An 11,818-nucleotide genomic window follows, 5' to 3' on the forward strand; every position below is an offset into this window, starting at 1 on the left:
TGTGACAACACGTTGCCGCGATCCGCGGCTGTCATCGACTTGAACGCGGCCCTCCGACGTGCGAGCCTGGCTCACCTCCAGCCAGGATACGCCCATGTACGAGGGACGGACGATCTTTTCGCAGCTGCTCGATCATCTGCCGCGCCACACCTTCCGGCGCCTTGTGAAGCGGTACCGCGGCGACTACCGGGTCCGCACCTTCGCCTGCTGGGACCAGTTCCTGGCGATGGTCTTCGCGCAGCTCACCTACCGCGAGAGCCTGCGCGACATCGAAGCCTGTCTGGGCGCCATCCCGGAGCGGCTGTACCATCTCGGCTTCCGCTGCCGGGCGGTTGCCCGGGCCACGTTGGCCGACGCGAACGAAACGCGGGACTGCGGATCTACGCCGACTTCGCCCAGGTGCTGATCCATGAAGCCCGCCAGCTCTACACGGGCGAAGGGCTGGGGCTCGATCTGGACCAGACGGTCTACGCGCTCGACGCGACCACGATCGATCTCTGCCTGGCACTCTTCCCGTGGGCGCACTTCCGCCGGAGAAAGGGGGCGATCAAGCTGCACACCCTGCTGGATCTGCAGGGCAGCATCCCGACCTTCATCCGGATCACCGCAGGCAAGGTCAACGAGCTCAGCATCCTGGATGAGCTCATCCCGGAACCCGCCTCCATCTACGTGATGGACCGCGGATACACCGACTTCCGCCGTCTGTACCGGCTGCACACAGCCAAGGCATTCTTTGTCATCCGGGGCAAGAAGGGACTCGACTTCCGCCGCCGCTACTACCGCCCGGTGGACCGTTCGACAGGCCTGATCTGCGATCAGACGATCACGCTCCAAGGGCCGAAGACCTCCACCCTCTATCCGGAGCCGATACGCCGGATCCGGGTGCAGGACCCGGAGACAAAGAAGCGGATCACGCTGCTGACCAACCACTTCGACCTGCCCGCGGGCACGGTGGGCGACCTGTACCGCAGCCGCTGGAAGGTCGAACTCTTCTTCAAGTGGATCAAGCAGCATCTGCGGATCAAGGCGTTCTACGGGACGTCCGAGAACGCGGTCAAGACACAGATCTGGATCGCCATCAGCGTCTACGTGCTGGTCGCCATCGTGCGCAAACGGCTCGGGATCGACCGGGATCTCTACACTTTGCTACAGATCCTGAGCGTTACGCTACTCGAGAAAACCGAGATCCTGCCTGCTCTTTCGCTCGCCGGAGGCACGCCCGTAGAAGATCGCTCCGCTAACCAGTTGCAGCTCTTCGACTTCTAACCGGACAGTAGTGATAGGGAATAGGGAATAGGGGCGAGGGAATAGGGAATAGGGAATAGGGGTGAGAGGCGAAGTTCGCGGGCGGCCCCCACCCGGGCCGGCACCACCGGCCCACCCTCCCCCAAAAAAGACTGGGGGAGGGTTGGTCGCCGCCTCCGCTGCCGGCGCGCACCCCGGATCCCTCCTCAAGCCCCGTCCGCCCGTCCGCCCGTCCGCCCGTCTATCCGCCGATCCGCCGATCCACCGATCCACCGATCCACCGATCCACCGATCCACCGATCCGCCGATCCGCCGATCCGCCGATCCGCCGATCCGCCGATCCGCCGATCCACCAATCCACCAATCCGCCGATCCGCCGATCCACCGATCCACCGATCCACCTATTCCCTATTCCCCATTCCCTATTCCCTTCCCTTCCGTTTGACACCACGCCCCGCGCACGTCAGAATCCGCGCTCGCCAACGCAACCCGACCCGGACGGTTCCCCTGCGCGACACCAGCATTCTTCCCGAACTTCGCGCCGTGCGCACGGCGATCCACATGCGGGACGCGGACACCTTTCGCGAGCAGCTGGAACTGGTGGCCATTCCCGCCCCGCCGTTCGGCGAGGCGGAGCGCGGCGCGTCGGTGGCGGAGCGCTTTCGCGTGATGGGGCTGGCGAACGTGCGCGTGGACGAGGAAGGCAACGTGCTGGGCACGTGGTCTCCGCCCGGCGCGTCCGGGCCGCCGGTGGTGGTGGCCGCGCATCTGGACACCGTCTTTCCCGCGGGGACGGACGTGGAGCCGCGGCGGGCGGGGCCGCGGGTGCACGCCCCGGGAATCACCGACAACAGCCGCGGCCTGGCGGGAATGCTGGCCATCGCGCGGGTGCTGGCGGCCGAGCCGGTGCGGGCCCGCCGGCCGGTGCTGTTCGCGGCGACGGTGGGCGAGGAGGGGATCGGCGACCTGCGCGGGGTGAAGCACCTGTTCCGCAAGGACGGCGGGCTGCGCGACGCGGCGGCGTTCATCGCGCTGGACGGATCAGGAATGCGGCGCATCGTGCATCGCGCCATCGGGTCGCGGCGGCTGCGGGTGGAGGTGGACGGGCCCGGCGGCCACTCGTGGAGCGACCGGGGCGCGGCCAACCCCATCGTGGCGGTGGGCGCGGCGGCGGCGGAAATCCGCACGCTCGCCCTGCCGAACCCCGCGCGGTCCGCGCTGACGGTGGCGCGCATGGCGGGCGGCAGCAGCGTGAACTCCATTCCGGAATCGGCGTGGATGGAGATCGACATGCGCAGCGAGGAATCCGCCGGGCTGCAGCACATGGAGCAGGGCGTGCGCGACATCCTGGCCCGCGCCGTCCACGAGGAGAACGGCGCGCGGCGCGCCGGGACGGGCCCGCTGCGGCTCCGCGTCCAGGTGATCGGCGACCGGCCGTCGGGCGAGACGTCGGGGCGCGATCCGCTGGTGCGCGCGGCCGCCGCGGTCACGGCATCGCTCGGCGCCACGGCGGAACTGGTGGGATCGTCCACCGACGCCAACGTGCCGATGGCGCTGGGGATTCCGTCGATCGCCATGGGAGTGGGCGGTGATTCCGGCGGCATTCACACGCTGGACGAGTGGTACAGCAACGAGGGCGGCGCGCTGGGCGTGGAGCGCGGGCTGCTGGTGGTGCTCGCCGCGGCGGGCGTGTAGGGCGGAGCGAGCGACGACGGCATCGGGAGGACGGTCCCGGGCGCGGCGGGCGGACTTCAGGGCGGCCCCCACCCGGGCCGGCACCACCGGCCCACCCTCCCCCAAAACAGACTGGGGGAGGGTTGGGGCGCGGCGGATGGCTCGGCGCGGGTAGCGGGAGTTCGTCGCGTGAGCGGAGTCTGTTGAGCGAATGAATCCGCCGCTCAAACAGCGGTAAGCCCCGACTCATGGCCGCTGTCGCGTCCATGATCGGGGCTTCAACGACGTTGGGTTTCTGGGGTGTGCTCCCTCTCCCACATCTGTTCGTGGGAGAGGGTCGTCGTGCGCAGCACGCGGGGTGAGGGCCCCCGCCGGCGGGCGAACGAAAAGCGGGGGCCGGCATCGCTGCCGGCCCCCGCTCCGTTTTCCATCCATCCCCAGAACCTACGCACCCATCGACACGACGGAGTTGGATCCCAGGTCCACCTGCCCGCGCACGCCGGTGACCTTGGCGTCGCGCCCGATCAGCGAATCGTGCAGCTGGCAGTCGGTGATCACCGCGTCCTCGCCGATGATGCTGTCGCGCAGGGTGCTGCCGCGCACGGTGGCTCCGGCCGAAAGGGTGACGTTGGGCCCGATCTCGCTCGCCTCCAGCGTCACGCCGTCCGCGATGTGCACGGGCTCGTGGATCGTCACGCCGTCCGTGTCCGCTTCCGGGCGGCGGCCGCGCGTGGTGGACAGCACGTGCGCGTTCGTCTCCAGCAGCGTCTCCGGCTTGCCGGCATCGTACCAGCCGTGCACCGGCTCCACCTTGAGCTTGCCGCCGTGGTCCACCATGTACTGGAACGCGTCCGTCAGGTAGTACTCGCCCGAGGCGTCGGTGGGGGAGTTCATCACGTGGCGGATCCCCTCGAACAGGAGCTTCCAGTCCTTGATGTAGTACAGCCCGATGTTGGCCAGCTTGCTGACGGGCGTGCTCGGCTTCTCGATGATCTTCTTCATGAAGCCGTCTTCGTCCGTCACGATCACGCCGAAGCGCTGGTAGTCCTCCACTTCCTTGGCCCAGATCACCCCGGCGACGTCGTCCGGCAGCCGCTTGACCACGGTGAGGTCCGCGTCGAACAGCGTGTCGACAAAGATGATGAGCATGTCCTCGCGCACGTACGGCTCGGCGAGGGCGATGGCGTCCGCGGTGCCGCGCTGTTCCTTCTGCTCGGTGTACACGGCCTGGAAGTCCGGATACTCGGCTTCCATGAACTCCTGCACACGCTCCTTGAGGTGGCCCGTGATCAGTACGGCCTCGTTCACGCCCAGCTCGCGCAGGTCGTCGAGGATGTAGCTGAGCACCGGCTTGTCGCCCACCTTGAGCAGGGGCTTGGGGACCAGATGGGTATGGGGGCGCAGGCGGGTGCCCTTGCCCGCCACCGGCATCACGACTTTCACGCGGAATTCCTCCGGCTCTTGGAAACTGGACGATCAGAAGAGGCTGTTCAGGTACGGCATCAACACGGCGCGAGTGGGCACGATCCATACCGCGCGCGCTGTCCACTCGGCGCGGAATGTACCCGGTGCTTGTGCCGGTACGGAAGTACGGAAGTGCGGAAGAAAGTACGAAAGTACGAAAGTGCGGGAGTGCGGGAGTGCGGGAGTGCGGGAGTGCGACGCGCGGAGCTTGTCTCTGTTCCCCGCGACCTCCGCGCCCCCCGCGACCTCCGCGTGAGGGCCGTTGCCGTTGCCGCGTCCCCCCGCCCCCTCCGCGTCCCCCGCGTTCCTGCCGTGGGTGTTCTCCGCGCTGGCGTGATCGGAGGCCACGGCCCGGACCGTGCTCGCGCCCTCCCGGTCCGGACAGCTACATTCCGTGTACGCACCTTATCCGCCTGAGCCACGCACCCGGGAACGCATGAGCGTCTGGACCGCGCTGTCGCAGAACCGCGCCGCCACGCACCCCGAGCACGACAACCCGCGTCTGCGCGGGCCCGTGTACGCCGTTCCGTTCGCGCGCGTGTACCAGGCCGCGCTGCAGACGGCCGAGGCGCTGGGGTGGACAATCACCGACCAGGACCCCCGCGCGGGGGAGATTTTCGCCGAAGCGCACACGCGGATGTGGAAGTTCACCGACGACGTATGGGTCCGCATCTGGCTGGACGAGGACGCCGCCACCTGCGTGGACGTGGCCAGCGCGTCGCGGGTGGGCCGCGCGGACCTGGGCACCAACTCGCGGCGCATTGCCCGCTTCTTGCACCAGCTTGACGCCCGCCTTCGGGTCCGGCCGCACGCAAACCCTGAGCAGACAGCAAGTTAGATGCTTTCATCGGATGCCAGGACACCGTCGCAGAAGCTGGGCGAGCGCATTCCCGTGCTCCCCATCCGCAGCACCGTCGTCTTTCCATCGGGCGCCACCGCGCTGCAGATCGGCTACGCGCCCAACGTGGAGGCGCTGAACGCCCATCCCGGGCGCGAACTGATCGTCGCCATCGTATCCACCCTGGACGAATCGCAGGACATTCCACCGCGCACGCTGGAAAAGGTGGCCACCGCCGTTCGCGTGCTGGAACGGCTGAACCTTCCCGGCGGGACCATTCAGACCACGCTGGCCGGCCTCCGCCGCATTCACCTGGAGGACGTGCGCTTCGAGGACGGCTACTACACGGCCCGCGCCCGCCCCGTGGAAGAGGTGGCGCTGGAGCCGGAGCAGGCCGAGCCCGTGGTGGAGCGCATCCTCACGGCCGTTACTGGCTTGGCCTCGTACGTGGACCGCATTCCGGACGAGGTTCCGCGCATTCTGCGGATGAACCTGAGTGATCCCGGCCGTTTCGCCGACCTCGCCGCCACGCTGTGCAACCTCAAGCTGCCGGACCGCGACGCGGTGCTGGGCGAGCTGAACGTGGCAGCGCGGCTGGCGCTGGTGCAGGCGGCGCTGGAGTCCGCGTGGGAGAGGGCGCGCGAGGTGGAGGCCGCCGTGCAGCCGGCCGAGCCCGCCGCCGCCGGAGCGGAGGCGCCGCGCTCGGCCCCGGCAAAAACGGCGGAGCTGCGCCGGCGGATCACCGCGCTGCAGGCGGAGCTGGGCGAGGTGGACCCGCTGGAGCGCGAGGCGGACGAAATGCTGCGCAAGCTGGAGATGGCGCGCCTTCCCGCCCGCGTGGCCGCCGTCGCGCGGCGCGAGGCAGAGCGCCTGCGCAGCTCCAGCACCAGCGTGCAGGAGGCTTCGGAGCTGCGCACCTACCTGGAGGCGCTGATCTCCATCCCCTGGAACAAGCGCGCGGGAGATGGAAAGATCCAGCTGGCCGCGGTGGAAACGGCGTTCCACGAAGAGCACCTGGGGATGGATGAAAGCAAGCAGCGGCTGCTGGAGGTGCTTGCCGTCGCGGAGCTGCGGGGCGACCTGCGCGGACCCGTGCCCTGCATCGTGGGCCCGCCCGGTGTCGGCAAGCGTACCCTGGCGACCGCCATCGCCCGAGGGCTGGGACGGCCGCTGATCCGCCTGGAGCTGGGCGGGCGCGGCGAGGGGCAGCTGTTCGGCACGCGGCGCACGCGCGCCGGGGCGCAGATGGGCAAGCTGATGCAGGCCATCGCCGACTGCGGCGTCAAGAATCCCGTCTTCCTCCTCGAGGAACTGGACGAGGCGGGGCTGGGCAACGTGGAGGGCGATCCGGTGGAAGCGCTGGAAGAAGCGCTGGATCCCGAGAACCGCGAAGAGTTCACGGACCGCTACCTGGACGTGCCGTTCGACCTGTCGGAGGTGTTCTTTATCGGTTCCGCGGGCGACTTCTACCGCATTCCGCGGGACCTGCGCGACCTGTTCATCGAAATCCGCATCGCCGGCTACACGCCGGAGGAAAAGATCGTCATCGGCCGCGACTGGCTGTTTCCCCGCATCCTCAAGGACCACGGGCTGTCGCTGGAAGAGGTGACGATTTCGGACGAGACGCTGCTCTTTCTGACCCGCGGCTACGCGCGCGACGCCGGCGTGGGCAACCTGCGGCGGTCGCTGGCGGCGGTGATGCGCTTCATCGCGCGGCAGAAGGCGGAGGGGCGCGCGACGGAATGGGCGATCACGCGCGAGATGATCGAGGAGGTGCTGGGCTATCCGCGCTGGGCCGCCACGATGGCGGAAAGCAAGCCGGAGGTGGGCGTGGTCACCGGGCTGGCGTGGACGGCGTCCGGCGGCGAGCTGATGTTCATCGAAGCGCTCAAGATGCCGGGAAGCGGGAGGCTGGTGATTACCGGCCTGCTGGGCGACGTGATGCGCGAATCGGTGAACGCGGCGTACAGCTACGTGCGCAGCCGCGCGGAGGAGCTGGGCATTCCGCGCGAAACGTTCGGGGAGTATGACATCCACGTGCACTTTCCCGTGGGCGCCACCCCCAAGGACGGCCCCAGCGCCGGCGCCGCGGTCACGCTGGCCATCGCCTCCTCCCTGTCCGACCGCCCCGTGCGGCACGACCTGGCGCTGACGGGAGAGGTGACGCTGCGGGGCAAGATCCTGGAGATCGGCGGCGTCAAGGAAAAGGTGCTGGCCGCGTACCGCGCGGGGATCACCAACATCATCCTCCCCACCGGCAACCAGCGCGACGTGCGCGAGGTGCCGGCGGATGTACGCGAGCGGATGCAGTTCTTTTCCGTGGAGCGCATGGACCAGGTGTTCAGCCTGGCGCTGCTGGGCGACGCGCCGGGCGTGGCGCCGCTCCCCCTGCACGCGGAGGGCGCCCACCCGCTGCACCCGCCCGAGCGCCAGGCCGCAGGCGAAGCCGACCGCTGACCGGCGGCGCGGGGGGATGAAACGAGAGGGGGCGGCCCGCGCGGGCCGTCCCCTCTTCTTCGTTTCCGGAACCGGCCCGTGACCGTTTCCCGCTGATCGAACCACGACAATGCGCATCATGGCTCGCGCGCGTGCACGAGGGCACGTACCGCTGTGAAAAGCCAACCCGCAGGCCGACTGTATCAGCACGTAGGTGGTGGATGGCGACTGGCGCCATCCACCTCTGCCAAGGGCAGCCGGGTGAACGGGAGAGACGGCGCCGCGGCGCCGCCCCTCCCCTGTTGGTCCGGTGTGGCTCAGGTGCCGGAGCCGAGGGTGCCGCCGCCGGTGTCCCTGGTGGTGTCAGCGGGAGGCGGGTTGTCGACGACCACGCTGTCGCGCGCCACGGGGGCGTCGGCGCGCACGCCGGTGTCGGTGGGAGCCTGGCTGCACGCGCCGGCGGCGAACAGCACGAGGAGGGCGGCGAGGGAGGTTCTGCGGATCATGATGATACTGCTCCTGATGGGGTGCGCGCCGCCGCCCCCGGAACCGGGGCGGCTGACGATCCCCACGATGCACAGCCATCCGCACAGTTCCCGCTCTATTTCGGCATTCCTGACGCACGCGCGCCGCACGGAGCCGCACGACACCCGCACGGCTTCAGCACACGGCGCCAACGGAGTGTAAATCCCGTATACATCAGCGGGAACAAAGCTTACAAAGAACGGACATGGACGGATTTAGCATTGCGCCGGGTAGTACATAATGGGATTATTTGCGTATCCGTGATCAGGATCCCCCATCCAATGATGCAGGTGTTTCTCCATACTTTCGGACATCCCGTGCTGTACGGCGCGGGCGGCATCATCGTCACGGGGCTCCGCCGCAAGGACATGGCGCTGCTGGTCTTTCTGAGTGTGGAAGGGGTGGCGACCCACGCGCGCACCCGCCTGGCGGCCCTGCTGTGGGGCGAAAACCGGGAGGAGCGGGCGCGGCATTCGCTTACCCAGGCACTCGGGCGGCTGGGGCGCGTGCTGTCGCCGGGGGTGCTGTCGATGGACCGCGAGAACGTGCGGTGGGCCGGCGGCCTGCCGTGCGACGCACACGCGCTGCTCGCCGCCGCGGCCGCCAACTCGGACGACGCAGAACCGGCGGTGGCGTACACCGCGCACTTTCTGGAGGGCTTCGATCCCGGCGTGGGCGCGGAGGACTTCAACGAGTGGGCGGACCGCCGCCGGGCGGACCTGCGCAACGCCGCGCTCCGCGTGCTGGAGCGGGCGGGCGCACAGGCCGAGGCCGCCGGCGAGTGGGAGCGCGCGTTGCGGCTGGGCGAGCGCGCCGTCGCCATCGACCCCGTGTGGGAGCGCGGGCACCGGCGCATTCTGCGCGCCCTGGCCGCGGGCGGAGAAAGAAACCGCGGACTGCGGCATTACCAGCAGCTGGAGGCGTGGCTCGAGGCGGAGTTCGGCGGACAGCCGGATCCCGACACGCGCGCGCTCGCCGCGCACCTGCGCGCGCTGGAGCCGGGCGGCGGAACCGCTCCCCTTCCCGTCCCCCCTGCGCAGCCGCCGGCCATGCCCGTGTCCGTGTCGATCAACGTCGCCCCGAATGCGGCAGTCGTGGCGGAGGCGGCTGCCGATTCCGCCCCGGCGGAGCCGAAGCCGGAGGCGGTTTCGCCGCTGGCCAGCGCCCACGCAGCACCACCGGTGGCGGATACGGGATCGATGCCCGCGCCCGAAGCGGAGATCAGCCGGACGGAGGACGTCCGAGCCGCGCCGCCGGCCGTCCCCGACCGGGGCGAATCCGAGGCGCCGTCCGCATCGCCATCGGACGGAGAGCGGACGGCGGATGAGGGATCCAGCGCGCGGGACGATCCGCCCCGCACGGGGCGGTGGACCGCGTGGCGAAAGTGGCTGCGCGCGGGCGTGTTCATCGTCCTCAAGCTGCTGCTGATCGCCGCGCTCGTGGCGGTGCTGCTGCAGCGGGCGGCCTCGCGGGCGCGGGAACCGCGGCCCGGCGAGCGGCTTCTGCACCAGGGCCGCTCGTACATCGTTCTCGATCGCACCTTGCTCGGGTATCCCGATCCGCCGATCGCGCGGGTGTGCAGCGGCGGACCGGGGAGCGTGGGGCGGAGGGTGGCGATTCTGCCTCGTCCGGCCCGCGGCGGTCCCCTGCCCCGCCTGGGGGATGAACGCAGAACGGGGCCGGCGCATTCCGCGCCGGCCCCGTTCCGTCATCCCCATCCGCTACTCGGGCGTGTCCTCGCCCTCGTCCGGTTCCCACGCCTGCTCCTCCGCGCGGCGGCGGCGGACGCGGTCCGCCAGGCCGATCGCCGCGGCGATCCCCAGGACGATCGCGGCCCCCAGCGCCAGCGGTTCGCGCTCGGTGACCATCCCGATCAGCAGCAGAATGGCGCCCACGAAGAACAGGCCCACCTTCCACTCCAGAAACGGGTCCGGCTCCGTGCGCCGCGACCGGTCCATCAGCCGCGCTCCAGGAACCGCGCGACCCCGGCCTTCATGTCGTCCGTCATCCGCGCGACCACGTTCACGTCCACCCCGGCGCGAAGGGCGGCCTCGAAGCCCATCCCGTCGCTGTGGTAGAGCAGCCGCTTGGAAAGCTGCACGGCGGATGCGCTGCGGCCGGCCAGGTCCTTGAGCAGCGCGTCCCGCTCCGCGTCAAAGTCCGCTTCCGGCCACACATGGTTGATCAGCCCGATCCGCTCGGCCTCCCCCGCGCCGATCGGCTGGCCGCGGACGATCAGCTCGAACGCGCGCTTTTCCGACACGTTGCGCCGCAGGATGGCCATCACCATCGCGGGGACGAAGCCGATGCGCACCTCCGGATAGCCGAACTGCGCCGGCTCCGCCGCCACGACCAGGTCGCACGCCGTCGCCAGTCCGCATCCGCCGGCCAGCGCGCGCCCGCGAACGCAGGCGACCACCGGCGTGCGCATGCGCCGCGGAAGGAGAAAGAGCTCGGCAAGCTCTTCCACATCCTCCACGTTCTCCATCACCGACGCCCCGGCGATGCGGCGCAGCGCGGACAGGTCCGCACCGGAGCAGAAATCCGTTCCCGCGCCTTCGAGGCTCACCACGCGCACCTCCGGGTCCGCGTCCGCGGCGCGGAGGGCGGCCTTGAGATCGGCGATCAGCTCGGCGTTGAGCGCGTTGCGCTTGTCCGGCCGGTTCAGCGTGATGCGGCAGACCCCGTCCGCCGTGTGGACGAGAACCGTCGACGCCGTCTCGCTCACGCGGCGGGCTGCGCCAGGCGCGCCACCTCGTCGGAGACGTCCACTTCCATCCGCAGAATGGCGGTGGAGTACACCTTTCCCTGCGCGTCCGTCTTGAGGGAGACGGTTCCGCCGCCGCCCAGCGCGTTGTGCAGCAGGAAGTTGAGCGCTTCCAGGTTGGGCAGCTCAAAGCGTTCCACGCCGCCATGCACCATTCCCTGGAAGTGGGCCTTCACCCGCTCGGTGGTAAGCTGTTCCACGAGCACGGGATAGAACTCCGGGCGCAGGGCGATGACGCCGACGTTGGCGGTGTCGCCCTTGTCGCCGGAGCGGGCGTGGGCCAGGTGCTGCAGTTGAATTCGGGGCATGGTGCCGGTTCTGCGTCAGTCCGTGGGAGTCTTGGCGCGGGAAAAGAGCGTGATCACCAGCATGGCGATGGCGACCAGACCTACGAATCCCGCGAAGTAGAGCTGTCCGAAGAAGGCGAATACGATGGTGACCAGCACCGCGGCGATGATGAGGATCACCTTGAGTGCGGCCGCGCCTCGATTGTCCATTTCCGCTCGCTCCGTCCGTGGTGGAAGTGACGTGATCGCGGCCGGGTTGGCAAGAGGCAGACCCTCGGGGGATACAGGGACGAGTGCGTGAGTGCTGTGTGCGTGAGTGCGGAAGTGCGAAAAAGCCGTGCTCAGTGCCAAGTGCCAAGTGTCAGCCAGCGGTCGGTCCGGGGCGGCTTAACGGCGGCAACAACGGCGCGAAGCTCCGCCTGCGCGGACCGTGACCGCGGCTTCGTCCCGCTCTCGCAGGCAGTTGAAGCCCCGAACGCGGACGCGTCAGCGGCCGCGTGTCGGGGCTTCCTGCTTCTGGAGCGGCGGATTCATTCGCTCAGACACCATGCGTGGCGCCGATCTCCGCCCCATGCACCGTAC

8 protein-coding genes and 2 pseudogenes are annotated in these 11,818 nt (G+C 69.5%); 5 read left to right on the top strand and 5 right to left on the bottom strand.

Annotated elements, in window-relative coordinates; translation table 11 throughout:
• Positions 1-94: 94 nt before the first annotated feature.
• Together HNQ61_RS14970 and HNQ61_RS14975 are read left to right on the top strand one after the other, a co-directional pair.
• Positions 95-1,266, top strand: a pseudogene (locus HNQ61_RS14970) (IS4 family transposase).
• Between the two features lie 522 nt (positions 1,267-1,788).
• Positions 1,789-2,940 carry a M20/M25/M40 family metallo-hydrolase gene (locus tag HNQ61_RS14975; RefSeq protein ID WP_170036679.1) on the top strand — a complete coding sequence of 384 codons (1,152 nt, stop codon included), beginning with the start codon at positions 1,789-1,791 and terminating at the stop codon, positions 2,938-2,940.
• A 423-nt stretch (positions 2,941-3,363) separates the two neighbouring features.
• Here HNQ61_RS14975 and HNQ61_RS14980 read toward each other — a convergent pair whose 3' ends face one another.
• Positions 3,364-4,362, bottom strand: coding sequence for a sugar phosphate nucleotidyltransferase (locus HNQ61_RS14980; protein WP_170036677.1), 999 nt, complete (start codon positions 4,360-4,362; stop codon positions 3,364-3,366).
• 457 nt (positions 4,363-4,819) lie between these two features.
• Between HNQ61_RS14980 and HNQ61_RS14985 the strand changes: the two genes are divergently transcribed.
• Together HNQ61_RS14985 and lon are read left to right on the top strand one after the other, a co-directional pair.
• Positions 4,820-5,221: a DUF1499 domain-containing protein gene (locus HNQ61_RS14985; RefSeq protein ID WP_170036675.1), complete on the top strand. Its 402-nt coding sequence runs from the start codon at positions 4,820-4,822 to the stop codon at positions 5,219-5,221.
• Positions 5,222-7,678: an endopeptidase La gene (gene lon / locus HNQ61_RS14990; protein WP_170036673.1), complete on the top strand. Its 2,457-nt coding sequence runs from the start codon at positions 5,222-5,224 to the stop codon at positions 7,676-7,678.
• Positions 7,679-7,974: 296 nt separating this feature from the next.
• Here lon and HNQ61_RS14995 read toward each other — a convergent pair whose 3' ends face one another.
• The gene (locus tag HNQ61_RS14995) at positions 7,975-8,163 is read right to left on the bottom strand and encodes a hypothetical protein (protein WP_170036671.1); all 189 of its coding nucleotides are present in this window, start codon (positions 8,161-8,163) and stop codon (positions 7,975-7,977) included.
• A 549-nt stretch (positions 8,164-8,712) separates the two neighbouring features.
• On the opposite strand from HNQ61_RS14995, the pseudogene HNQ61_RS29595 reads away from it, so the two are divergent.
• Positions 8,713-9,159, top strand: a pseudogene (locus tag HNQ61_RS29595) (AfsR/SARP family transcriptional regulator); the annotation flags it as partial.
• A 980-nt stretch (positions 9,160-10,139) separates the two neighbouring features.
• On the opposite strand, the gene HNQ61_RS28740 reads toward HNQ61_RS29595, so the two are convergent.
• Genes HNQ61_RS28740 through HNQ61_RS15010 form a run of 3 tightly spaced genes read right to left on the bottom strand, consistent with a single transcriptional unit; the run spans position 10,140 to position 11,446 of the window.
• Positions 10,140-10,910: an enoyl-CoA hydratase/isomerase family protein gene (locus tag HNQ61_RS28740; RefSeq protein WP_338088126.1), complete on the bottom strand. Its 771-nt coding sequence runs from the start codon at positions 10,908-10,910 to the stop codon at positions 10,140-10,142.
• Positions 10,907-11,257: an AtuA-related protein gene (locus HNQ61_RS15005; RefSeq protein ID WP_170036667.1), complete on the bottom strand. Its 351-nt coding sequence runs from the start codon at positions 11,255-11,257 to the stop codon at positions 10,907-10,909. Before HNQ61_RS15005 ends, HNQ61_RS28740 begins: the two co-directional genes overlap by 4 nt.
• A 15-nt stretch (positions 11,258-11,272) precedes the next feature.
• Positions 11,273-11,446, bottom strand: a complete 174-nt coding sequence (locus tag HNQ61_RS15010; RefSeq protein WP_170036665.1) for a hypothetical protein — start codon at positions 11,444-11,446, stop codon at positions 11,273-11,275.
• Between the last annotated feature and the right edge of the window lie 372 nt (positions 11,447-11,818).

It is taken from the genome of Longimicrobium terrae, from assembly GCF_014202995.1.
Taxonomy (GTDB): domain Bacteria; phylum Gemmatimonadota; class Gemmatimonadetes; order Longimicrobiales; family Longimicrobiaceae; genus Longimicrobium; species Longimicrobium terrae.

What these genes read in the sequence shown, in the direction of transcription:
- HNQ61_RS14985 (WP_170036675.1), top strand. Translation starts at nt 4,820, where the DNA reads ATGAGCGTCTGGACCGCGCTGTCGCAGAACCGCGCCGCCACGCACCCC.
- lon (WP_170036673.1), top strand. Translation starts at nt 5,222, where the DNA reads ATGCTTTCATCGGATGCCAGGACACCGTCGCAGAAGCTGGGCGAGCGC.
- HNQ61_RS14995 (WP_170036671.1), bottom strand. Translation starts at nt 8,163, where the DNA reads ATGATCCGCAGAACCTCCCTCGCCGCCCTCCTCGTGCTGTTCGCCGCC.
- HNQ61_RS15005 (WP_170036667.1), bottom strand. Translation starts at nt 11,257, where the DNA reads ATGCCCCGAATTCAACTGCAGCACCTGGCCCACGCCCGCTCCGGCGAC.
- HNQ61_RS15010 (WP_170036665.1), bottom strand. Translation starts at nt 11,446, where the DNA reads ATGGACAATCGAGGCGCGGCCGCACTCAAGGTGATCCTCATCATCGCC.